The sequence below is a fragment of the Actinoplanes sp. CA-131856 genome (assembly GCF_050956135.1).
In the GTDB taxonomy this organism is placed as follows: Bacteria; Actinomycetota; Actinomycetes; order Mycobacteriales; family Micromonosporaceae; genus Actinoplanes.
In genome coordinates this window covers 7,324,568-7,345,835 of record NZ_CP191849.1, presented here as the reverse complement: position 1 = coordinate 7,345,835, position 21,268 = coordinate 7,324,568, and the positions used below count along the sequence as shown (strand labels likewise).

Here is a 21,268-nt window from a genome sequence, read left to right as displayed (position 1 = left end):
GCCGGGTCCTCCATCAGGGCGACCCGGCCCGGTCGATCTCGTCCAGCGCCGCCTTCGCGAAGCTCGCCATCGGCGGCGCTTCTCGGCGCTGCCTGCCGGATCACGTTGCGGGTCGCGTCGTCCACGTCCCGCACGAGCCGGTCGAAAACCGCCGGGTTGGCGCGAATACCAGGTCGAAAGAGCGTGCATCCCGCATCCACACATCAGCTCAGCGCCCGCGTCGAAAGTACTCACGACGCAGATCGCCGTAACGCGCGTAGTCGACGGCCCGCAGCCGCTCAGCCATCGCCTGGACGGAATCCTCGGGTGTCATCGGCGATCGCTGGTCGTCAGGCGAGGCGCAAGGCGGCCAGGGCCGTACCCACCAGCACGCCCAAGCCGTTGGTGGCCCAATGCAGGGCCGCGGCGGCCAGGAGGCTGCCGCTTCGGCGGCGTAGCTCGCACAGCAACAGGCCGGCCACCGCGGTGAACATGATGGCGCCCGCGACGGCCAGGAGCTGGCCGGTCAGGCTGGCGCCGACCGCTGCCCGTACCGCCTGGTTGGCCTCGTTCAGGCGCAAGCTGGGCAGGATGTGCCAGAAGCCGAACAGGACCGACGACGTGACGCTGGCCAGCACCGCGCCGCGGTGGCGGTTGATCAGGCCCAGCAGGACGCCGCGGAAGGCGATCTCCTCCAGCAGGACCGTGCCCAGCGGCACCACGATGAAGGCCGTCAGCAGGGCCGCACCGGGATGCAGGTGGTAGCGGGCGTCGAGGAAGGCCGACCGGGTCAGCGGCAGCGCCGCGCCGATCGCGTAGACCACCGCCACCGCGAGGATGGCGCCCACCGCGTACTTCAAGCCGGGCAGGAGGGTACGCCTCGACAGGCCCAGGTCGTGCCAGGTGAGGCCGACCCTTCGGGCCAGCAGGAGCAGTCCGAACGCGACGAGCGGGCCGGCCACCAGGCCGGTGTGGCGGGGGCCGAACTTGTCCGCGACGTTGACCGCGGCCAGGATCACGAGGACGGCGCCGAGCAGGAGGGCGAGGCGGCGCCTCGACGGGATGACGACAGACATAGGCGCCTCAGGCTACCGCGCGGAAAGCCAAGATCCCTGGTAGCTGCCCTCCCGGGCCTGTGTCAATGCTCTCCGGGTGAGCACCTGGACGGCGCGCCGGCGGTCGGTGTCGGCGACCTCGGCCGCGGCGGCGTGGGCGGCCGCGATGATCGCCGTGTCGGAGAACGTCGTGCCGATCAGGGCCCGTTCGGCGTCGCGGGCCCGTACCGGGCAGGGGCCGGCGTTGACCAGGCCGACGGCTGCCGAAGTGACCACGTCGTCGGTCATCGTGACGGCGGCCATCGTGGCCGCGTAGGCCCAGATGCCGGGTCCCCGGCGGTCCTCGGCGTAGCCGGTGCCGGTGCCGGGTGGCAACGTCGGCAGTCGTACGCCTGAGAGCAGCTCGTCGGGGCGGCGCACAGTCGTACCGGCGCCCGTGAAGAACCTCGGGGCCGGGACGGTCCGGCGCCCGCCCGGGCCGCTCAGCTCCAGCGACGCGTCGACGATCATCGCCAGGACCGTCCACTCCGCGGCCGGGTGCGCGTAGGCGAGGCTGCCGAGCATGGTGCCGCGGGCCCGGACCGGCGGGTGGCCGATGTGGCGTACGACAACACGCAGGAGATCGCCGAGAGCGCCGCCCACGGCGTCCGTCTCGAAGGCCCGGTGCCGCACGGTCGGCCCGACGCGCAGCGCGCCGTCCTCCTCGGTCAGCACCTCGAACTCGGCGACCCGGTTGATGTCGACCACCCGGCGGGGCGGGGTGGTGAAGAAGAGGCTCTGTCCACCGGCGAGCACCTGGGTCTGCCCGTCGGCGAGGGCGCCCAGGACCTCGGCGGCGCTGGTGGCGGGGATGTATTCCACGGCCCCTCATGCTGCCGGTAGATGTTGCTGTTGGACAAGTGTTCACCCGAACGAGTTGGGAGGGGATCAGCGGCGCCGCAGGGTTGCGGACGGCAGGACGCCGTACGCCGCGCGGTAGTGGGCGGTGAACGTGCTGTGGCTGGCGAAGCCCCACTGCATGGCGACGGCCGAGACGGTCGTGGTGGCGGGGTCGGCCTCGAGCAGCTGACGGTGGGCGTGCTCCAGGCGGACGCGCCGGAGCAGCGCGGTCGGGGTCGTGCCGAGGTGACGCCGGAACGCCAGCTGGAGCGCGCGGATCGTCACCCGGGCCGTGGCCGCGATGTCGGCCGGCGTGATGTCCTGGTGGGCGTAGTCCTCGATGAACGTCACCGCGCGCCGCACGGTCGCCGGGTGGGCGTCGTGCCGGTCCTCGATGGTGGGGTCGCGCAGCGCGGTGTTCGGGAACGCCGACAGGGTCACCGAGGTCAGCATCTGCACGGCCGAGCCGACCAGCAGCGGCTCGTCGTCCACCGACAGCCCGGCCACGTAGTCGCGGACGTGGTCGTAGGTCCGCGCCCAGAACGACGCCGCCCGCGCGGACACCGGGCGATATCCGGTGAACCGGATCGGCTGCGCGGCCCGGCCGGGCGCGGCGTCGGCGATCCGGGCGAAGATCTCGGGCGGGAACATCGCGTACTCACCGTCGTGGTTCTCGCTCTCGGTGTGCAGCGGCACGTCCGGCTGGTTGCCCAGGAAGAGGTCGCCGGCCACGCTGTCCACGCTGGTCGTCCCGGTGCGGCAGCGGGTGCGGCCGGCCAGCGCCCGGCCGATCGCGATGTGGCCCATCGGCGCCAGGTCGGCCCGGTGACTCATGGTGAAGGTGACGTGATCCAGCCAGACCGGGCCCAGGCCCATCCGGGCGATGCGCATCCCGACCTGTCCACCGGTCACCGTGATGCGGGTCCGCGAGTAGGTGCGGCTGAGCATCTCGTACGCCAGGTCGAGATCATTGGTCTCGAAAACGCTGATCATCGCCGGTCACCTCTCGCTGTGACCCACAGTGCCCGTGTCGGGCCCCCGGATCAATCCCGCTTCGCGGAGACGACAGACCGGGGCGGGCGCTGTTCGTAATCGGCGTAGTCCGTTCGGAGCACCAGACGCCAGGGTGAGGTGTGGCCGGAAGGGTGGCACACGTCGGTCTCCGCCGGATTTGTGAGGATGTGTCGGTTTACGCGGTGAGGACGACAACGGAGCGTGACAGGGACACCGGATTCATCATGGTCCGGCTGTCCGGTGTGCTGTCCCGCACCACGGTGACGACCATCCGCGCCGCCATCGGCAAGGCGGCCGCCGAGTGCCCCGCCGCCGTGATCGTCGACCTGTCCGGCCTGCACCAGTCCGGCCCCGGTCACCTCACGACCTTCGCCACCGCCTCGTACCAGGCGCGGGAGACCTGGGGTGTGCCCGTGCTCCTCCACTCGGCCGACCCCGGCATCGCCCGCGACCTGGGTGCCTACCGCAGCTTCGTGGCCCTCTACGAAAACCAGGACCAGGCCCTGACGGCCGTACGCGCATACGTGCCCCGATGGATGCGACGCTGCCTGACCCCTGTCACGTCCAGCGCCCGGGCCGCCCGCGCCCTCGTCGACGAGGCGTGCACCGCCTGGAACCTGGGCGCCGTCTGGGAGGACGCGCGCCTCGTGGTGACCGAGCTGGCGGCCAACGCCATCCTGCACGCCGCCTCCGAATTCGAGGTCGTGGTCTCCTGCCCCGGCCGCTACCTGCGGGTGGCCGTCCAGGACGCCAGCACCGCCATGCCCCGGACGGTCGAACCCGGCATCGACCACGGTCGCGGCCTCCACTTGATAGCCGCCGTCAGCACCCACTTCGGCGCCACCCGCATCCGGGGCGGAAAGATCGTCTGGGCCCTCCTGACAACGGACCGTTGATGGTCTGCGCGGGCCATCCCCCGATCGCATAGCCGATGGTCCATGCCGCAGGATGGCCGCATGCGCCCGCCGCCTCGTCCGCGCCGGCGGCCGCCGGTGGCGACGCGGAGCTGAAGGTGGCGGTGCAGGCGTACAGCGAGGCCTTCCTCACCGGTGACGGCGTGAAGGCGTACAAACTGCTCTCCGAGCGATGCCGCAAGCGGACCTCGCAGGCCGAGTTCACCGCGATCGTCGACGCGGCCAAGCAGATGTACGGCAGTGCGCTGCCCCTGGAGACGTACTCCGCGAAGGTGTCCGGCGACCTCGCCCGCGTCACCTACACCTACATGGTCAAGGCGATCAACCAGGAGTCCGAGCCCTGGACCCGCGAAGCCGGTTCCTGGCACCAGGACGACTGCTGAGTTTCGCAGCGTGCAGACTGGGGATCTCCAGGTTTGATCACGTGGTGGGGGAGACGACGATGGCTGCAGAGAAGCTGACCCAGGACGGGCGGGCGCGTGTGCTCGCCGACGGCAACGAGATTCCGCTGCTCGCGCTGGGTGTGTGGCAGGTGCCCGAGGGGCCCGAGTGCGAGGACGCGGTGCGCTGGGCCCTCGAAGCCGGCTACCGCCACATCGACACCGCGCAGGCGTACGGCAACGAGGCCAGCGTCGGGCGGGCGCTGCGCGACAGCGGCGTGCCCCGCGAGGACGTCTACATCACGACGAAGTTCTACCCGGGCTCGAGCGACCCGGAGGCCGAGGCGCAGCGCAGCCTCGAGCGTCTCGGCCTCGAGTACGTCGACCTGTACATCGTGCACTGGCCGCAGGGCGGCCCGACCTGGGCCTGGGACGGCATGCAGCGTGCGCACGAGCGCGGCTACGCACGCTCGATCGGCGTCTCCAACTTCGGCGCCTCCGAGATCGAGGACCTGCTGAAGGTGGCCGACGTGGCCCCGGTCGTCAACCAGGTGCAGTTCAGCCCGTTCGAGTTCCGCCGTGACCTGCTGGCCGCCTGCGAGGGCCATGGTCTGGCGCTGGAGGCGTACAGCCCGCTGGGCACCGGCCGCCACCTGCGCGACCAGCAGGTGGCCGAGATCGCCGAACGGGTGGGCCGCACGCCGGCTCAGGTGCTGATCCGCTGGGCGCTGCAGCGCGGCCTCATCGTGCTGCCGAAGTCCACCCACCGCGAGCGCATCGAGCAGAACGCGCAGGTCTTCGACTTCGAGCTGAACCAGGCCGACGTCGACACGCTCGACGGCCTCGACGGCACCGGCGGAACGGACCGCGCCCTGGAACGCGCCTGGTGGTAAGCGCCGCGGCGCGCGCCTAAGCCGACAGGACTCTGCGCATCCAGCTCTTGCGGGCCGCCTGAGCCGCGATGGAGATCTCCGCGGTGGCGGCCTGTTCGAAGCCGTGCCACCCACCCGCCCAGATGTGCAGTTCCGCTTGGCCTCCGGCCGCCCACAACCGTGTGGCGTACTGGACGGCCTCGTCGCGGAAGACCTCGGCCGATCCGGCGTCGATGTAGGCCTGCGGCAGGCCGGTGAGGTCGAGCGCGCGGGCCGGCACCGCGATGGGGTCCGGTGCGGCGTCGCGGTGGCCTTCGCCGAGCACCATGTCCCAGGCGAACGCGATGTGCTCCGTGGTCAAGCCGCGCCGGGCGCCGTTCGCCCGGGAGAACTGGCGGGCCGACACGGTCCGGCCCCGGTCGTCGAGCTGCGGGCAGATCAGCAGCTGGGCGAGTGGGGCCGGGCCGCCGCGATCGCGGTTGAGCAGTGCGGTGCCGGCCGCCAGTCCGCCGCCGCCGGAGAAGCCCGCCACCACGATCCGCTCGGGGTCGACGCCGAGCTCCGCCGCGTGCTCGAAGGTCCAGGCCAGCCCGGCGTGGCAGTCCTCGGTGAGCGCGGTGCCCCGCACCTCGGGAGCCAGGTGGTATTCGGGGGAGATCAGGACCATGCCGAACTCGGCCACCCAGTCGATGAAGCCGAAGGCGTCCAGGCCGCCGAACCGGTCGCCGGCGATCATGCCGCCGCCGTGGATCGAGTACATCGCGGGCATGCCCGGATGGGGAACCGGCGGTGTGAAGATCGACAAGGTGATGTCGCCGGACGGCCCGGGCACCGTCCGCTCCTCGTGGCGCACACCGGTGCGGGCCAGGGCCGGCTCCAGCTCCGCGATGCCCGGCGCCGGGGCGGCCCTCATCGCGTCGAGCAGTTCCCTGGTGAACGGCGGGATCTCCTGCTCCGGCACCATCGCCAGCAGCTCCGGATCGTACGGCGGGCGGGTGACCGCTCCGACGAGCAGGACGAGCTTGCCCCGGACCAGGCCCTGCTCACCGACCCGGTGCGCGTCGGCGATCTCGGCGAGCGGGTAGGTGCGCACCGGCGGCAGGCGGAAGTGCCCGGACTCGATCAGCTCGCCGACCTGGGTCAGGGCGTGGAGCGCGCGCCCGTCCTCGCCCCGGCTGAACGCCACGCCGTGCCGCTGCGCGCCGGCGAAGTCCGCGATCGTCAGGACGTGCTCGGCGCCGCCGGCGAGATCGATGAGTTCGGGCAGGACGCCGCTGCCGGCCACGTCGAGCGCGACATCGACACCGCCGGGTGAGAGCGCGCGGACCCGCTCGATGAGCCCGCCACCGTAGGCGATCGGTTCGGCTCCCATCGAGCGGACGAAATCGTGGCCGGCCGGGCTCGCGGTGCCGATGACCCGCGCGCCCCGCGCCACCGCGAACTGGACGGCGGCGCTGCCGACGCTGCCGGACGCACCGTTGACGAGCAGTGTGCTGCCGTCGCGGACGCCCAGGTGGTCGAGCGCCCGCACGGCGGTCTCGATCGCGGCCGGCAGTGCCGCGGCGGTCGCGAAGTCCAGCGACGCCGGGATCGGCGCGTAGGCGGACAGCACCGCCACCTCGGCCTGCGCGGCCCCGCCCGCGTCGAACCCGAACACCCGGTCACCGACTGCCACGCCGGTGACCCCGTCGCCGAGTTCGTCGACGACGCCCGCGGCTTCGTGGCCCAGGGTCTGCGGGAGCGTCTCGTCCATCAGTCCCTGACGTTTCTTCATGTCACTGAGGCCGATGCCGGCGGCGCGCACCGCGATCCGGACCTCGCCGGGACCGGGATGCGGCTCCGGCACCTCCACGATCTCCAGGACCTCCGGGCCTCCGAAGCGGCTGAAACGGGCTGCCTTCATCACGTGCTCCTCGGCTCGACTGTCGCGTTCCTTGGAGCGTACACCAAAAATAGTGTGCACCTTAAATTTGTGGCTTGGTACACTCTGGCGGTGACGGAATCCGGGCTTCGGGATCGCAAAAAGGCGCGCACTCGCCGGCTCATCGCCGACACGGCGACGCGGCTGTTCGCCGAGCGCGGCTATGAGCGCGTGACGGTCAGCGAGATCGCCCGGGCGGCCGAGGTGGCCGAGCAGACGCTCTACAACTACTTCCCGACCAAGGAGCAGCTGGTCACCGACCGTGAGCAGGAGATCGAGGAGCGGCTGAGCGAGCTGATCCGCTCCCGGGACACCACCATCAGCCCAGCGGCCGCCGTCCGGGAGTACGTCCTGCACTCGATCTCCGCGATCCGCGACATGCCGCCGGAACTCGCCAGGGGCACCCTCGGCTACCTCGCCGCCATGAGTCCCGCGGTGCACCGGCTCGCCCTGGAACTGACCGACCGGCAGGCCACCGCCCTGGCCGCGGCCATCGCCGAGACGAGCGGTGTCGCGCCGGAAATCGCCAAGCTGCAGGGCATCGCGCTGGCCGGCGTCTTCCGTGTCATCCTCGGCGAGTCGGGCCGCCGGGCCGTCGAGGGTCAGGCGCCCACCGAGATCGCCGCCGGCCTCCTGCCCGAAGTGGCATCCATGCTCACCGAACTGGACCGCTGGATGACCCCCTCGTGAGTCTCACCAGCGTCCGAGACGGGTCCATCGTCGACGACGTCGACATCAACTGGGGGACAGTCAGTGGGGACGCTGGACAGAACGGGCCAGATCGTGATCCTCAACGGCCCGCCCCGCTCGGGCAAGTCCAGCATCGTCGCCGCGATCCAGGAGAGATTCGACGACGTCTGGATGAATCTGGGGGTCGATCACTTCAAGCGGATGACCCCGGCCCGGTTCCAGCCCGGTATCGGGCTACGGCCGGGAGGTGAACGCCCCGACTTGGAACCGCTGGTCGTGAGGCTGTACCGCGCCATGTACGAGGCGATAGCGGCGCACAGCCGGCTTGGTGTCAACGTCGTCGTCGACGCGGTGCACCACGATGCCTACTCCGTTCCCCGGCGGATCCTGGGCACGTGCGCTCGGCAACTTCAGGGGCTACCTTCGTGCGAGGCGCGGTGCAGGAGGAGGCCGACGTCGTGCTGGGCTCGGCTCGGTTCGATGGAGTGCTGCACTTCGCAGGCTTCATCGAAGTGGCTGAAAGCGTGCGTGAGCCGAGCGCTATTGGAAGAACAATGTTGTCGGCACTTCGCTCTTCTCTGGAGCCTTCACACCGCATCCGCCGCAGCGGGTGCCGCCGCTGACTGCTGAGCCGGTCGTGCGCGGCGCGCCCGGAACTGGTGAGCCCCTGGGCGCGCCGCTCGGTCGGATGGGTCAGCGGACGTAGATGGACGGCTGCGGCGGCGTGGTCATGCCGTTGCCCAGGAAGAAGCTCGGGTGCGGAGGCTGGTTGTACGCCGTGTTCTGCCAGGCGATGGCCACCCTGTACTGGGAGTCGTGCATCAGCGTCGTCAGGCGGCGGTCGGTCACGGTCGGGGTGCTGTAGATGCGCAGGGCTGACGAGTCGGACAAGCGCCACACGACCTCCTCACGCCAGTCGCCCAGCAGGTCGCCGGAGACCGCGGGAGTCTGCTTGGTGCTGTTGTTCGACGCCACTCCTGATGCTGTGAGCAGGCGGGTGTCACCGCCTGTGCCGTACTTGTCGATGCGCGTCGCGTCCACCAGCTCGCGGACCGGGTCGGCGTCCCACCACGCCAGGAAGTTGGTCGAGGACGGCTTGCGGCCCACGTTCTGGCCGCTCGTGTTGGACAAGCCGTCCACCGATGAGGACCAGGCCTCGGCGCCGGCACTGCCCGCGTAGACGTCGCCGGCCACGGCCCGGCCGTTGTCGCAGCCGCAGGACGGGTGGGACCAGATGACGGCGCCCGTGCGGGCGTCCAGCATCGCGTCCGTGGGCTGTGATGTGCTCTCCGACGGGCGGTAGACCTCCAGGCCCGCCCGGGACGGGATGAAGTCGCCCACGTGCAGGGCGTCGCCGTGGCCCAGGCCGCTGCGCCACATCAGCGTTCCGTTGTCGTTGATGGCGGCGGCGCCGTACATGATCTCGTCCTTGCCGTCACCGTCGGCGTCGGCTATCGACAGCTGGTGGTTGCCCTGGCCGTACGCCCCGGTGTTGCTGTTGCCCGAATCGTAGGTCCAGCGGCTGGTCAAGGTGCCGTTGCGGAAGTCCCAGGCCGCCACCACGGCCCTCGTGTAGTAGCCGCGGGCCATGATCAGGCTGGGGCGCTGGCCGTCGAGGTAGGCCGTGCCGGCCAGGAACCGGTCGACGCGGTTGCCGTAGCTGTCGCCCCAGCTGCTGACCGTGCCGCGGGCCGGCACGTAGTTGACCGTCGACATGGCGGCGCCGGTCAGGCCGGTGAACATGGTCAGATATTCGGGGCCGGACAGCACGTAGCCGGACGAGTTGCGGTAGTCCGCCGTCGAGGAGCCGATCACCACGCCGGTGCCCGACCTCGTGCCGTCGGCCGTCTTCATCGCGATCTCGGCCCGGCCGTCGCCGTCGTAGTCGTACACCTGGAACTGGGTGTAATGCGCGCCCGCCCGGATGTTGCGGCCCAGATCGATGCGCCAGAGCCGAGTTCCATCAAGCCTGTACGCGTCGACGAAGACGTTCCCGGTGACGCCCGACTGCGAGTTGTCCTTGGCGTTCGACGGATCCCACTTCACGAAGATCTCGTAGCGCCCGTCCCCGTCGGCGTCACCGACCGAGGCGTCGTTGGCCGAGTAGGTGTAGCCGTCGCCGGCCGGGGGCACCTGCAGACGTACGTCAAGATAGCCGTTCCCGAAGGTCAGCGACGACTCCGAGGCGGCCTGTTCAACACCATTGACAACTGCTTTGACCGTGTACGAGGCACTCGCCGCACCCGCCGAGTCGAGATAGTTCATCGAGTTCGTGATCGGGGTGGCGTTCAGCTTCGTGCCCGCGCGGTAGACGTTGAAGCCGGTCGAGTACGCCTCGGTGCCGAGCAGCCGCCACGAGACCAGGTTGCCGTTGCCCGAGCGCACGCTGATCAGGCCCCGGTCCAGGTCCTCCATCTGCCGGCCGGTGCCGGAGGGCGGCGGCGTGGTGGGACTCGTCGGCCCGGAGACGTAGTTGAACGACCACTGCATGCGGGCGATGTCGGAGCAGGTCTCCTCGACGATCGGGTTGTTGCCGGCCGTCGAGCCGTCCCGGTTGCTGACGCACAGACCGGTGGCGACGCTCTTGACCAGGAACTTCCCGCTGGCCGCGGTGGAGGCGGCGAACGTCCAGAGCTGGTTGGTCTTCAGGCCGTCGCCGCAGCCGTACTGCTGCAACTGGGTGCCGGAGGTGGTGGAGGCGCTCGGCACGTCGACACAGCGGCCGCTCTTGCCGTTGGCCAGGTTGAACTGGCCGTTGGCCTGCGCCACGGCCTTCCACCGCTGGTTGGTCGCGGCCGCGTCGCAGGCGACCTGGATGAGCAGCGCCGAGTTGTCGGCCGAGGCGCCGGTGACGTCGACGCACTTGCCGCTGGAGGAGGAGGCCAGCGTGTAGACGCCGCCGCCGACGGGGGTGGTCGCGGCGGCCTCGGACGGCAGCATCGACAGGGCGACCACGCCGAAGGGAACGGCCACCGCGAGAGCGCTCGCGGCGATCAACTTCCTCATGAGGGTCCTTTCGGGGATGCGGGGGACATCTCCGTAGATGCGCGGCGGCCCGTGCGACAACAGAAACTTTTGCCTTCAGAAACGGCCGTTGGTGGCCGATGAGAGCCTTGTGATCCCTCCCTTCCGGCCTACACGCACGCTGATGGCGGCGGGTGGGCTGGTCGTGGTCGCGGCGATCTGGTTCACCATCGGGCTGCTGCGGTGGACGCCGCCGGTCGTCGGCTGGCTGCCGCTGCTGGCCACGGTGCCGCTGGCGGCGGCCGCGTGCTGGCGGGCCTCGCGGCTCGGGCGGACCTATTGGCGCTACGCGGCGGTGGGCATCTGCCTGATCGGGCTCGGCGCGGCCGGCAACGCGTACGACTACTTCAGCGGCGGCCAGCAGGGGCAGCGGATCGGCGGAGTGACCGCGGCGATCTACGTCTCCGGGCTCGTGGCGATGATCCTGGGGCTGCTGCGCATTCCCGGGGCGCGGCGGACACGTATCGAGTGGGCGCGCTTCGGGCTCGACATCGCCACCGTGATCGTCACGGTGCTGACCTTCGCCTGGCACCTGATGTCGGAGTCGTGGAGCACCTGGCTGGGGCACGGCGGAACCGGGGCCGGGGCGATCCTGGTCGTGGTGGCGGCCGGCTTCATCTGCGTGTTCGCGTTCGTGAAGGTGGCCTTCACCGGCACCGGGCCGATCGACCGGCGGGCGCTGCACCTGCTGGCGCTGACCGGGGCGGTCGGCGCGGGCGGCGGGGCGCTGGCGCCACTGCTCAACGGGCACCCGTACATGAACACGGCCCACGTGCTGCTCCCGACGACGTGCCTGTTCCTCTGCGTCGCGGCCGACCGCCAGGCGCGGGCGTCCCGGGCCGGTCGCCCTCTGCCGCGGCCGGTGCCGCGAGGGCTTTCGGTCATGCCGTACGCAGCGGTGCTCGCGACCGGGGGACTACTGCTGTTCAGCGCCGCGTTGCGTACGGACGACCTCCTGGCGATCGCCATCGGCTCCGTGACGGTGACGCTGCTGGTGGCGGCCCGCCAGATGGTGGCGCTGCGCGACAACGTACGACTGCTGGACGTGCTCGACCACCAGGCCAGTCACGACGCGCTGACCGGGCTGCCGAACCGGACGGTGCTGCTCCGTTCCGTCGGCGTGGCGCTGGCGTCCGACTCCGACGTCTCGGTCGCGATGATCGACCTGGACGACTTCAAGGCGATAAACGACGACCTCGGGCACGCCGTGGGCGACGCGCTGCTGATCGCGGTGGCGGCCTCGCTCGGCAGCCGGCTCGGCCCCGGCGACGTGGTGGCCCGGCTCGGCGGCGACGAATACGCGCTGCTGCTGCGCGGGGACGCGCCGGCGACCCTGGCCGCGATCGCCGACCGGCTGCGCGAACCGGTCCGGGCGGGCGCACACGAACTGGTCGTGGAAGCCTCGATCGGGCTGGCGGCGGCCCGCCCCGGCGACACGGCCAACGAGCTGCTGCGCCGGGCCGACGTGGCCATGTACGAGGCGAAGGCGCAGGGCAAGGGCCGGCAGGTCGTCTACACGGACGCGATGGACCAGCGCAGCGCCGAACAGGCCCGGCTCGCGGCCGACCTGCGGGTCGCTCTCGACACCGGCCAGCTGCACCTGGCGTACCAGCCGATCGTGTCGATGCCGGACGGCGAGATGGTCGCGGTGGAGGCCCTGGTCCGGTGGACCCACCCGACGCGCGGCCCGATCCCGCCGGGCGTGTTCGTGCCGGCGGCCGAGCACACGGGTTTGATCGTGCCGCTGGGCGCGTGGATCCTCCAGGAGGCGTGCGAGCAGGCGGCCCGGTGGCGGTCGGTGCCGGGGGCGCCGCCGAAGGTGAGCGTGAACGTGTCGGCCCGCCAGCTGCGCGAGGCCGGCTTCGCCGGAGAGGTGGCGGCGGTGCTGCACCGCACGGGCCTGCCGCCGAAGGCGCTGACCGTGGAGGTGACGGAGACGGCGGTCTTCGACGGGGGTCAGGCGCTGGTCGAGCTCCAGGCCATCGCCGACCTGGGGGTGCACATCGCCCTGGACGATTTCGGCACCGGCCATTCGTCGCTGGGGCTGCTGCGCACCTGCCCAGCGCACGTCATCAAAATCGACAAGTCGTTCGTCGACGACGTCACCACCGACGGCCAGGAGGCGGTGGTGGTGGCCGCCCTGATCCAGATCTGCGACGGCATGGGCCTGGCCGCGGTGGCGGAGGGCGTCGAAACGGCCGAGCAGGCGGCGGAACTGCACCGCCTGGGTTACCGGTACGCCCAGGGCTACTACTTCGCCCGCCCGATGCCGGCCGCCGACATCGCGTTTTACCAGCACCCGATCGCGGCATAAGACAGGCATGGCTGACAACACGCTGGACGCCGCCGACCGCAACGCGATGCCGGAGAGCACGTTCGCGTTCCCGCGCGTCCGCAAGGAACCCTTGAACGACGCCAAGCACGTCCGGAACGCGATAGCCCGCTTCGACCAGGTCCGGGACGTCTCCGACAAGGAACGCGACGAGGCGTTCCGCCGCATCAAGAAAGCCGCCGCCAAGTTCGGCATCGAGATGACCGAGTCGAGCTGGCACGAGCTGGGCAAGCCGAGTGCGGGCCGCAAATCGTCGGAGAAGGCCCGATCAAAGGCGACGCTGTACGCCGAGGCCCAGCGCCGAGGCATCGAGGGCCGCTCCAAGATGACAAAGGCCGAGTTGGAGAAGGCTCTCGAGAAGAGCTGATCACCGCGCTGGTAGGTTCCGGGCTACATCGAGTTCGAGGCCGCCCGCGATCGTCCTCGGTCCGGCCCTCCGTTGTAAGACCCGTTTCCCTCGTGTCGAAGCACCTTGCCGTCCGGCTGGCGAACGAAAAGCGATGAACCGACAATCCAGACATGTTCGCCGGGATGAAGGAGCAGCGGTCGCGGCAGCTCAACCGCCCAATCACCGGCTTCCACCATGGTCACCAACGTCAGCCGCGCCACCGGCGCCGGATCGGTTCGGACAGCTCCGCTGGAGTCGTCACCTTGACCCAGCTGCATCTGCATGCAAGAAGGCTACGACTTCCGGCAACACCGACCAGTGGGTCCGGCGTGCCAGCACTTTAATGCTCACGACCGCGAGGTATGAGCCGGTTCGAGTCCGGTAGCCTGGCGCGCGCCTTGTACGCGGGTAAATCCGGAGGCGCCTCGCGCCGGCTGGGAGGATCATCGTCGCTGTGGTCTTTGCGCTCGAGGAATTGGAGTCAGCGGTTCAGGAACGGGCGAGCACCTGGGCACGGCTCGAGCTGCATCCGCGCCACCGTCCTGTTCACCCGAACCATGGGAAACCGGTCACCGGCGTGGAGTTCGAGTCCGCCGTCTGGCTAGTGGAGATCAGCATTTGGAGCACCAGCGAGGCGGACCTGTCGACCGTGCGCCTGACCGACGACCGAGCCGTGAACAAGCACTATGAACTGGCCAATCGAGAAGACCTGGACGCACTGCTCGACGAACTGGTCCGGCTGCTCGCTGAGGACGAGGTCCCGCCAGAAGCCCTCGTCTTCCCGTGGCCGGGCACACCGAGCTGACATCGGATGATCCGCCGGTGATCCTCGGCGAGGACGCCGGCGCCGCCTGACCGACCAGGTCAGGCGCTGAACCAGATGAAGTCCTGCCCGGGGTCCGACACGTACGCCTGGGTGCACGTGTGCACCTCCGGCGTGACGAGCGTGTCGAACACCGCCGAGCGGTCGAGACAGTCACCGGAGTCGACGCTCATGAGCCGGTTCATGCCGTTGATGCCGTTGGCGTACGGCCGCCAGATCTGCTTCGGAGGGATGCCGGGAACGCACAACTCGGCGAACACCCTGCTGCCGCGCCCGTTCGGAGCGGACAGGCACCAGCCGCTCGAGTTGATGATCCGGTACCAGTTGTCGCCGGTGGCGAGGTGCTCGAAGCGCCATCGGGGACTGCCCTTGGAGGCGCACGGGGACGGGCGGTAGGACACGTCGGCGGTCGGTCCCCCCGTGTTGAACGTTTGGTCCAGGCAGTAGTAGGTAGGGGCATGTCTGATCGTCACGAACGACGCGGCGGACGCCGGTGACGCCGCCAAGGTGCCACCGGCAATCGCCAGCAAGATGGCCGCGGCAAACTTCAGCAACCTGCTCATCGCGCTCCTCCCGTTGATGAACATCAATTGAATCGACACGCGGGGAACAAACGCCAGGTTGCAGTCGGCTGTTTGTCAGGCGATCCCGGAAAGCGGCCATCGGCCACACCGGCGTCGTGGGCGCCGGCTTCAGCCCCTCCGCCCAGGCCCCAGCCGTCGACAGGGTCCAGCACGGCCGGGTCCTTGGCCACGATGGCGATCGGCACGTCGTGGCTCGCGTCAGCGCCGGCCGCGATCGACGAGGGCTGGTGGTCGCCCAGGAAGACCATCCAGCGGCGCTTCCGTCCTCTATGCCGTCCGCTGAGCCTGACCATGATGTCGACCACCGCGTCCACCTGTATGGCGGATCGAGACGGCCAAGCCGGCGACACGGCTAGTTCACTTCGCCATGGTGCACGGGACGGCGAGCGGCAGGCGTCAGCGGCGCCGACGTCTACGTCGCGCCGCCTTTCGAGTTCATGCGGTTGGGCGGCGGGCGATCACGATGCCGCCGGGGTAGCCCTCGTCGAGCAGGAGCGTGTGGACCTCGACGGCAAAGCCTGCCTGCTCGAGACGCGCGCCGACCTGGGCGGGCGTGCGGCGGTGGACGTAGATCTTCATGGGGTGTCCGCCGTAACCCTCCGTCTTGAGCTTGACCCCTCGCCCGCGTGGAATCCCAGCAGCAGCGGAGCTCCCGGCTGCAGCACCCGGTGGAACTGCGAGAACGTCGTGCCGAGATCCTCGTCCGGCACGTGAATCGTCGAATACCAGGCCACGATCCCGCCGAGCGACCCGTCCTCGATGTTGAGGGCGGTCATCGAGCCGACCTCGAACCGCACGCCCGGGTGCTCGCCGCGGGCAAGCTCGACCATCCCCGGAGAGAGGTCCACGCCGAACGCGTCCAGCCCCAGTCCGCGTAGGTGGGCGGTGACGTGTCCCGGCCCGCACCCGATGTCGGCGACTGCACCCCTACCAGCGGCATTCACGAGATCCGCGAAGAGCGCGAACGTCGACAGCGAATAGATCTGCCCCTCGGGATAACCCCGTACGAAGTCCGCGTAGCTTTTCGCCACCGTGTCGTAGGACTGACGCACATCGGCGAGCCAGGTTTCCATCCCGTTCCCCCTCGATGATCTACCCCCGGCTCACCCGGGGAGGGCCTGGCACCATACCCGAACCATGCCTTGGCGGGCCGCCACGCCTTACGCCCGCCGCGCTGCGGCATGGGTCAAGTGCACTATTCTCGGCAGATCCGGACGCCTGCTGCCGAAGTATCACCCTTGTAGTCGATCATTTATGTCTCGGCGTCGGCCGAGCCGCCAAGGCGATCGCTGAGCCTACGAGGTTGTCCAGGCTCGTCGCGCCGTCGGACCTGTGACCTCTGGTCCACGCGGCCGCAACCGCGTTGGCATCCCGTTGCGGGTCGGTGAAGGCTTGAACTTCTCGGCCCGACATCACCTGCGTCGACGGTGGTGGCGAGCGGTGCAGCTACCTCCTTTGGGACGTCGCGGTCGCCGGAGGCGCATACGTCAGTAGCGAGGCCCTGGCGGCCGAGCGTGCGCGTACCGAAGCCTGGGTGAGCGCCCACCACCTCGCCGAAGAGCGCAAGCAGATCGAGACCGGTGAGCTCTCGGTCAATGCGGTCGCCCCTCGCCAGATCGGCTGACTCGGGCTTTGCGAAAAGTGTCAGAGCGTCGAACGAATGTGCTCGTAGATGGCCCGGCGCCCCGCAGCGGCCTCGGGCACGGGCAGCAGGGGATAAGCGTGAATTGCCCCCTCCTGCTCGTGATAGGTGAGCGTGGGGACTCGGTCGCGCAGCAGGCGGCAGTCCGGCATCGTGATGTCTCTGGTTCCGACCAGGATCTGGGTCGGCGGCAGCTGGGACAAGTCGCCGTACAGTGGGCTCACCCGAGGATCATCCAGCGCCACGTCACCCGCCCAGGCCGCCGCTATCGGCCTCAACCCCGCCCGGGCCAACCACGGGTCGTGCGGCTCCAGGGCGTCCACCTCCGGGTTCGACATCGTCAGGTCCAGCCATGGCGCGATCATCGTCAACCCCACCACCGACGACGGCGCCGCCTGTGCCGCCAGCATGGCCAGCCCTCCGCCCGACGAGTCGCCCACCAGGTAGCACGGGCGGCCCAGGCCTCGGATCACCTCGGTCACGAAGGCCAGGGCCTCCAAGCCGTTGTGCCGAGGCGCCAGCCCGTAGATCGGCACGTGCACGTCGCGGCCGGTCTGTTCGGCGATGTCCTTGACCAGGGCCCACTGCTCCTTCACGATCTCGTTCGTGTAGGCGCCTCCGTGCAGGTAGATGACCGCGGGGCCGGGTGACGGCTCGCCCACGGTGTGCACCGGGAAGCCGTTCACCGTCGACATCACCGTCGTGAACGGTGGCGCTGACGGGCCCTTTCGGCGGGCGAGCGTTCGCTCCCCGGCCGCCCTGCTGCTGAAGCGACGCGCGTAGGCGAGGCGCACGAACAGCGCCACGCCTTTCATCTGCCAGGAAGCCGACACGCCGCCACGTTACAAGATTCACTCGTTGGGGCAAGAGACCCGCATGCGCCGCCCCCGGGACTCCAGCCGTCGCGGCCGGCGGCTGGGGTGGCTACTGTTGCCGGGTGACGAGTGCCACGGTGTCCGGCGCATGAGTCCGGCGGTCAAAGCCGGGCACGAGTGCTGGTCATATGAAGATCAAAGTCTTTTCGACGCGTACGCCCGCAAGTGTGTCGACGCGGGGCTCGCGGCCGGCGAGCGGGTCTGGTATGTCCCCAGTCAGCACGCTGATGTCGACGATCTTCCGGGCGGTGACGCCGTCCGTGTCATCCGGTTCACCGAGGCCTACGCCGGTGACGAGGTTGTCGACCCGGCCGGGCAGGTGGCCGCCTACGCGGCCGCGACCGAGGACGCCCTGGCCGCCGGCTTCACCGGGTTCCGGGTGGTCGCCGACGTCACGCCTCTGGTGCGCACCGACGAGCAGCGCGACGCCTTCGCCCGCTACGAATACGTGATCGGCCGTTACATGCGGCACCACCCGATGAGCGCCGTCTGCGCCTACGACCGCGGCGAGCTGGGCGATCACGCCGTGGCCGAGCTGGCCTGCCTGCACGAGTCGAGTCACGCGGCCGGCGTGTCCTTCCAGCTGCACCCGGGCGCGACCAGCGCCGAGGCCGTTCTCGACGGCGAGCTCGACACCTCGGCCGGTGAGCTGTTCGCCACGGCGCTGCGGCGCACCGATCTCGACCGGGGTGGTGACTTCGTGGTGGACGGCTCCGGGTTGCGCTTCATCGACCATCGGGCCCTTCTGACCCTTCAGCGGTACGCCGAGTCGCTGTCCACGACAGCGGTGCTGCGCACCCGGCTCGGCGCGGTGGCCCGCCTCGCCGGCCTGCTCGATCTCACGCACGTCCGGGTGGAGGCGACCCGATGACCAGGACAGGTGCCGCGGTCGGCTACCACGGCTACTACCACGAGGCTGTCTGCTACGACTCCGACGACGATCTGCTCGCCGTGGCCGTGCCGTTCCTTCTCGGCGGCGTCGCCGCGGGGGAGCCCACGATCGTGGCGCTGGGTGCCCGCGCGGCCGGGCTGGTGCGGGCGGCCCTGCCCGCCGGGGCTCCGGTGACCTTCATGTCCGGCGGGGCCATGTACGCGCGCCCGGCCGGCGCCATCCGGGCGTACCGCAAACTGCTGGCCGACCACGTGGCCGCCGGCGCGCCGCAGATCCGGATCATCGGCGAGCTGACCGCCGAGATGTTCGGGCCGACCTGGGATTCCTGGGCCCGTTACGAGTCGGCCATCAACCACGCGTACGACGAGTTCCCGCTCTGGAGCATGTGCGCGTACGACATGCGGACCGCCCCTCAGCACGTGCGCGACGACGTGCTGCGCACCCATCCGCGGACCGCGCTGCCCGACGGCCGCCACGTGCCCAACGAGACGTACCTCGACCCGGTGACCTTCCTCAGCGACCGCCGGCCGCCGGTGCCCGACCCGCTTCAGCGCGAGGCGCCGCGGGCCGACATCGCCGAGCCGACCCTGGGCGACGCCCGGCAGGCCGTGCGTGACGCCGACGACGGCCGCCTGGACCCGGACGACGTGGAGGACCTGGTCGTGGCGGTCAGCGAGGCCGTGGCCAACGCCTACAAGCACGGCCGGGCCCCGGTGCGGCTGCGCCTGTGGAGTTCGCCCGGCCGCATCGTCGTCGCGGTCACCGACGGCGGCCCCGGCCCGAAGGACCCGTTCGCGGGCCTGCTGCCGACCGGCGACGGCCTGGCCGGCGGTCTGGGGCTGTGGATCGCCCACCAGTCCTGCGATCACGTCGCCATGTACCGCGACGCGTTCGGCTTCACGATCAGGCTCATCACCGGGAGCTGAGGTGCGGGTCCTCCGGCGACAGCCACGCGTTGGGGTCGTCGAGGCAGGTCCGGTCGACCGACCGGGTCAGCGCCTCCACCACCGCCTTCACCGCGGTCCGCGGCTCGTCGATGCGGGAGACCAGTGACCACGTCCAGTACGGGGCCGGATGCCGGATGGGCCGGGCCACCAGGTCGGGCGGCACCGGGGCGGTCTGGCTCTTCGGATTGTTGACCACCGGGCGGCGCAGCCGGCGCACGTGGTCGAAGAACGCGGCCCCGGTGACGCCGCCCTCGGCCACGTATTCGGCAGTGGCCCCGGTCTCGGCGGCCATCGCCAGCGCCCAGCGGTTCCACGACGACCAGCTGGTCTCGTCGGCGTCGATCAGCACGACGGTGTCGGCGGCGCGGACCGGGTCGCCGTCCGTGCCGGTGCTCAGCGCGTAGAGCCGGTCGGAGCCGAGCAGCCGCGCCTCCAGCTTGTCGTCGGTGACGGTGGTGGTGGGCACCCAGCAGATGGCCAGGTCGAGGCTGCCGTCGACGACCCGGGCGGCCTGCGCGTGCGACGGCAGGACCCAGGCGTCGACCACCAGCTGGGCCACGCCGGCGGCCCGCTGTTCCAGGTCGGGCGGCCGCCAGTTGACGTAGCCGAGGCGTACGGGCTGATGCAAAGAAAGGCCTTTGGCCGTACGCCGGAGGTCGTCGGCGTGGTCGAGAAGCGCCTTGGTCCGCGGCAGCAGCGCCTGCCCGGCCGCGGTGAGGCGCACCGTGCGGCGGTCGCGGTCGAACAGCTGCGTGCCGAGGTCCCGCTCGAGCGCCTTGATCTGCTGGGACAGCGACGGCCCGGCGATGCGCAGGCGCTCGGCGGCGCGGGCGTAGCTGAGTTCCTCGGCGACCGCGACGAAGTAGCGCAGCTGGCGGAGCTCCATGGTAGGGGCAGCCTCTCACGAGGGAGGAAAGCAGTCGTGCCGCTCGATCCGAACCCGACGCACTCTCTGGTCATGACAAACAACAAGGTAGCTGTCGTCACCGGAGCGTCCCAGGGGATCGGCGCCGCCACCGTCGCCGCGTACCGCAAGCTCGGCTGGAACGTCGTCGCCAACTCGCGCACCATTGCGCCCTCGAACGATCCCGGCGTCGTGACCGTGCCGGGCGACATCGCCGATCCGGCCGTGGGGGCCCGGATCGTCGAGACCGCCCTGAGCGAGTTCGGCCGCGTCGACACCGTCGTCAACAACGCCGGCATCTTCATCGCCAAGCCGTTCACCGAGTACACGGCCGAGGACTTCGACGCGGTCACCGCGATCAACCTGCGCGGCTTCGTCGTGGTCACGCAGAAGGCGGTCGAGGCCATGCTGGCGCGGGGCGAGGGCGGCCACGTCGTCACCATCACCACCACGCTCACCGATCACCCGGTCAGCGCGCTCGCCTCGGTCTTCGCCTCGCTCACCAAGGGCGGCCTCAATTCGGCGACCAAGAGCCTGGCGATTGAGTACGCCAAGAGCGGCATCCGCTTCAACGCGGTCTCGCCGGGCATCATCGCCACACCGATGCACCCGGCCGAGACGCACGAGTTCCTGTCGGCCCTGCACCCGGTGGGCCGGATGGGCGCCATCAGCGACATCACCGACGCCATCCTGTTCCTGGAGAACGCGCCGTTCGTCACCGGCGAGATCCTGCACGTCGACGGCGGCCAGAGCGCGGGCCACTGATGACCGACTTCCTTGACGAGGCGGTCCTCCGGCCGCTGCTGGACTCCTGGCAACGCGCGATCGCCGAGCACGACGCCGAGGGCGTGGCGTCGCTGTTCACCGAGGACGCCGTCTTCCAGGGTCTGCAACCGCACACGGTCGGCCGCCCCGGCGTCGAGCGCTACTACGCCGGCCAGCCGGCCGGCCTGGCCGTCGACTACCGGCTGCTCCGCACGAGCCGGCTGGGCGACGACGCCGTGCTGGGCTGGGCCGAGGCCGACTTCACGGTCGGCACCGAGGTCCGCGCTCTGCTCAACCTGACCGTCGTGGTCCGGCGCACGGCCGAGGGCTGGCGGATCGCCCACTACCACGTGTCGCCCCGGGTCTGAGCCGGCGAATCACAGTCCAT

General features: G+C 70.4%; 24 protein-coding genes and 2 pseudogenes. 13 read left to right on the top strand and 13 right to left on the bottom strand.

The window, feature by feature from the left end; all coding sequences use genetic code 11:
• Window positions 1-329 precede the first annotated feature (329 nt).
• From ACQP2X_RS34080 to ACQP2X_RS34070, 3 genes are all read right to left on the bottom strand, one after another.
• Window positions 330-1,055, bottom strand: a complete 726-nt coding sequence (locus tag ACQP2X_RS34080; protein ID WP_498688945.1) for a CPBP family intramembrane glutamic endopeptidase — start codon at window positions 1,053-1,055, stop codon at window positions 330-332.
• Window positions 1,056-1,067: 12 nt separating this feature from the next.
• Entirely contained in the window at window positions 1,068-1,895 is an 828-nt protein-coding gene (locus ACQP2X_RS34075) for an FAD binding domain-containing protein (RefSeq protein ID WP_498688943.1), read from the bottom strand.
• A 66-nt stretch (window positions 1,896-1,961) separates the two neighbouring features.
• Complete coding sequence (locus ACQP2X_RS34070) at window positions 1,962-2,906, bottom strand: helix-turn-helix transcriptional regulator (RefSeq protein WP_498688942.1); 945 nt, start codon at window positions 2,904-2,906, stop codon at window positions 1,962-1,964.
• Window positions 2,907-3,109: 203 nt separating this feature from the next.
• Between ACQP2X_RS34070 and ACQP2X_RS34065 the strand changes: the two genes are divergently transcribed.
• The 3 genes from ACQP2X_RS34065 to ACQP2X_RS34055 are packed head-to-tail and all read left to right on the top strand — an operon-like array spanning window position 3,110 to window position 5,114.
• Window positions 3,110-3,823, top strand: coding sequence for an ATP-binding protein (locus ACQP2X_RS34065; RefSeq protein WP_498688940.1), 714 nt, complete (start codon window positions 3,110-3,112; stop codon window positions 3,821-3,823).
• Window positions 3,824-3,858: 35 nt separating this feature from the next.
• The gene (locus tag ACQP2X_RS34060; protein WP_498688938.1) at window positions 3,859-4,224 is read left to right on the top strand and encodes a hypothetical protein; all 366 of its coding nucleotides are present in this window, start codon (window positions 3,859-3,861) and stop codon (window positions 4,222-4,224) included.
• 59 nt (window positions 4,225-4,283) lie between these two features.
• A complete protein-coding gene (locus ACQP2X_RS34055) occupies window positions 4,284-5,114 on the top strand; it encodes an aldo/keto reductase (RefSeq protein ID WP_498688937.1) in 831 nt (276 codons plus the stop codon).
• Window positions 5,115-5,130: 16 nt separating this feature from the next.
• Here the strand turns inward: ACQP2X_RS34055 and ACQP2X_RS34050 are convergent.
• Window positions 5,131-5,838, bottom strand: a pseudogene (locus ACQP2X_RS34050) (alpha/beta hydrolase fold domain-containing protein); the annotation flags it as partial.
• A gap of 261 nt (window positions 5,839-6,099) precedes the next feature.
• Window positions 6,100-6,996: pseudogene (locus ACQP2X_RS34045) on the bottom strand (NADP-dependent oxidoreductase); the annotation flags it as partial.
• A 90-nt stretch (window positions 6,997-7,086) separates the two neighbouring features.
• Here ACQP2X_RS34045 and ACQP2X_RS34040 point away from each other — a divergent pair.
• Together ACQP2X_RS34040 and ACQP2X_RS34035 are read left to right on the top strand one after the other, a co-directional pair.
• Window positions 7,087-7,704: a TetR/AcrR family transcriptional regulator gene (locus ACQP2X_RS34040; RefSeq protein WP_498688934.1), complete on the top strand. Its 618-nt coding sequence runs from the start codon at window positions 7,087-7,089 to the stop codon at window positions 7,702-7,704.
• A gap of 63 nt (window positions 7,705-7,767) precedes the next feature.
• Window positions 7,768-8,334, top strand: a complete 567-nt coding sequence (locus ACQP2X_RS34035) for a phosphotransferase-like protein (protein WP_498688932.1) — start codon at window positions 7,768-7,770, stop codon at window positions 8,332-8,334.
• A 63-nt stretch (window positions 8,335-8,397) separates the two neighbouring features.
• On the opposite strand, the gene ACQP2X_RS34030 is transcribed toward ACQP2X_RS34035, so the two are convergent.
• On the bottom strand, window positions 8,398-10,710 hold the full coding sequence (locus tag ACQP2X_RS34030) for a rhamnogalacturonan lyase family protein (protein ID WP_498688931.1): 2,313 nt from the start codon (window positions 10,708-10,710) through the stop codon (window positions 8,398-8,400).
• 142 nt (window positions 10,711-10,852) lie between these two features.
• Here ACQP2X_RS34030 and ACQP2X_RS34025 point away from each other — a divergent pair, with 142 nt between their 5' ends.
• Window positions 10,853-13,042, top strand: a complete 2,190-nt coding sequence (locus ACQP2X_RS34025) for a putative bifunctional diguanylate cyclase/phosphodiesterase (protein WP_498688929.1) — start codon at window positions 10,853-10,855, stop codon at window positions 13,040-13,042.
• Window positions 13,043-13,049: 7 nt separating this feature from the next.
• Window positions 13,050-13,427: a DUF6582 domain-containing protein gene (locus ACQP2X_RS34020; RefSeq protein ID WP_498688927.1), complete on the top strand. Its 378-nt coding sequence runs from the start codon at window positions 13,050-13,052 to the stop codon at window positions 13,425-13,427.
• Window positions 13,428-13,450: 23 nt separating this feature from the next.
• On the opposite strand, the gene ACQP2X_RS34015 is transcribed toward ACQP2X_RS34020, so the two are convergent.
• Window positions 13,451-13,732, bottom strand: coding sequence for a hypothetical protein (locus ACQP2X_RS34015; RefSeq protein WP_498688926.1), 282 nt, complete (start codon window positions 13,730-13,732; stop codon window positions 13,451-13,453).
• A gap of 170 nt (window positions 13,733-13,902) precedes the next feature.
• On the opposite strand from ACQP2X_RS34015, the gene ACQP2X_RS34010 reads away from it, so the two are divergent.
• Entirely contained in the window at window positions 13,903-14,253 is a 351-nt protein-coding gene (locus ACQP2X_RS34010; RefSeq protein ID WP_498688925.1) for an immunity protein TriTu family protein, read from the top strand.
• A 59-nt stretch (window positions 14,254-14,312) separates the two neighbouring features.
• Here the strand turns inward: ACQP2X_RS34010 and ACQP2X_RS34005 are convergent, their stop codons facing one another.
• Both ACQP2X_RS34005 and ACQP2X_RS34000 read right to left on the bottom strand, forming a co-directional pair.
• Window positions 14,313-14,834 carry an RICIN domain-containing protein gene (locus tag ACQP2X_RS34005; protein ID WP_498688923.1) on the bottom strand — a complete coding sequence of 174 codons (522 nt, stop codon included), beginning with the start codon at window positions 14,832-14,834 and terminating at the stop codon, window positions 14,313-14,315.
• A gap of 23 nt (window positions 14,835-14,857) precedes the next feature.
• Window positions 14,858-15,160 (bottom strand): hypothetical protein, encoded by a 303-nt coding sequence (locus ACQP2X_RS34000; RefSeq protein ID WP_498688921.1) that lies wholly within the window; start codon window positions 15,158-15,160, stop codon window positions 14,858-14,860.
• A gap of 62 nt (window positions 15,161-15,222) precedes the next feature.
• Here ACQP2X_RS34000 and ACQP2X_RS33995 point away from each other — a divergent pair, with 62 nt between their 5' ends.
• On the top strand, window positions 15,223-15,333 hold the full coding sequence (locus ACQP2X_RS33995; protein WP_498688920.1) for a hypothetical protein: 111 nt from the start codon (window positions 15,223-15,225) through the stop codon (window positions 15,331-15,333).
• On the opposite strand, the gene ACQP2X_RS33990 is transcribed toward ACQP2X_RS33995, so the two are convergent.
• The 3 genes from ACQP2X_RS33990 to ACQP2X_RS33980 all read right to left on the bottom strand — a co-directional run bounded on the left by ACQP2X_RS33990 (window position 15,291) and on the right by ACQP2X_RS33980 (window position 17,330).
• On the bottom strand, window positions 15,291-15,434 hold the full coding sequence (locus ACQP2X_RS33990) for a hypothetical protein (RefSeq protein ID WP_498688918.1): 144 nt from the start codon (window positions 15,432-15,434) through the stop codon (window positions 15,291-15,293). The two genes, ACQP2X_RS33995 and ACQP2X_RS33990, sit on opposite strands and share 43 nt — an antisense overlap.
• Window positions 15,431-15,928: a class I SAM-dependent methyltransferase gene (locus tag ACQP2X_RS33985; protein ID WP_498688916.1), complete on the bottom strand. Its 498-nt coding sequence runs from the start codon at window positions 15,926-15,928 to the stop codon at window positions 15,431-15,433. Before ACQP2X_RS33985 ends, ACQP2X_RS33990 begins: the two co-directional genes overlap by 4 nt.
• Before the next feature lie 571 nt (window positions 15,929-16,499).
• A complete protein-coding gene (locus tag ACQP2X_RS33980; RefSeq protein WP_498688914.1) occupies window positions 16,500-17,330 on the bottom strand; it encodes an alpha/beta hydrolase fold domain-containing protein in 831 nt (276 codons plus the stop codon).
• Between the two features lie 130 nt (window positions 17,331-17,460).
• Here ACQP2X_RS33980 and ACQP2X_RS33975 point away from each other — a divergent pair, with 130 nt between their 5' ends.
• Complete coding sequence (locus ACQP2X_RS33975; RefSeq protein WP_498688912.1) at window positions 17,461-18,243, top strand: MEDS domain-containing protein; 783 nt, start codon at window positions 17,461-17,463, stop codon at window positions 18,241-18,243.
• Entirely contained in the window at window positions 18,240-19,190 is a 951-nt protein-coding gene (locus ACQP2X_RS33970; RefSeq protein ID WP_498688910.1) for an anti-sigma factor RsbA family regulatory protein, read from the top strand. Before ACQP2X_RS33975 ends, ACQP2X_RS33970 begins: the two co-directional genes overlap by 4 nt.
• On the opposite strand, the gene ACQP2X_RS33965 is transcribed toward ACQP2X_RS33970, so the two are convergent.
• Window positions 19,177-20,097: a LysR family transcriptional regulator gene (locus ACQP2X_RS33965; RefSeq protein WP_498688909.1), complete on the bottom strand. Its 921-nt coding sequence runs from the start codon at window positions 20,095-20,097 to the stop codon at window positions 19,177-19,179. The two genes, ACQP2X_RS33970 and ACQP2X_RS33965, sit on opposite strands and share 14 nt — an antisense overlap.
• A gap of 72 nt (window positions 20,098-20,169) precedes the next feature.
• Between ACQP2X_RS33965 and ACQP2X_RS33960 the strand changes: the two genes are divergently transcribed.
• Window positions 20,170-20,880 carry an SDR family NAD(P)-dependent oxidoreductase gene (locus ACQP2X_RS33960; RefSeq protein ID WP_498688907.1) on the top strand — a complete coding sequence of 237 codons (711 nt, stop codon included), beginning with the start codon at window positions 20,170-20,172 and terminating at the stop codon, window positions 20,878-20,880.
• Window positions 20,880-21,248, top strand: a complete 369-nt coding sequence (locus ACQP2X_RS33955; protein WP_498688905.1) for an SgcJ/EcaC family oxidoreductase — start codon at window positions 20,880-20,882, stop codon at window positions 21,246-21,248. The genes ACQP2X_RS33960 and ACQP2X_RS33955 overlap by 1 nt, the downstream gene beginning before the upstream one ends.
• Window positions 21,249-21,268: the final 20 nt, after the last annotated feature.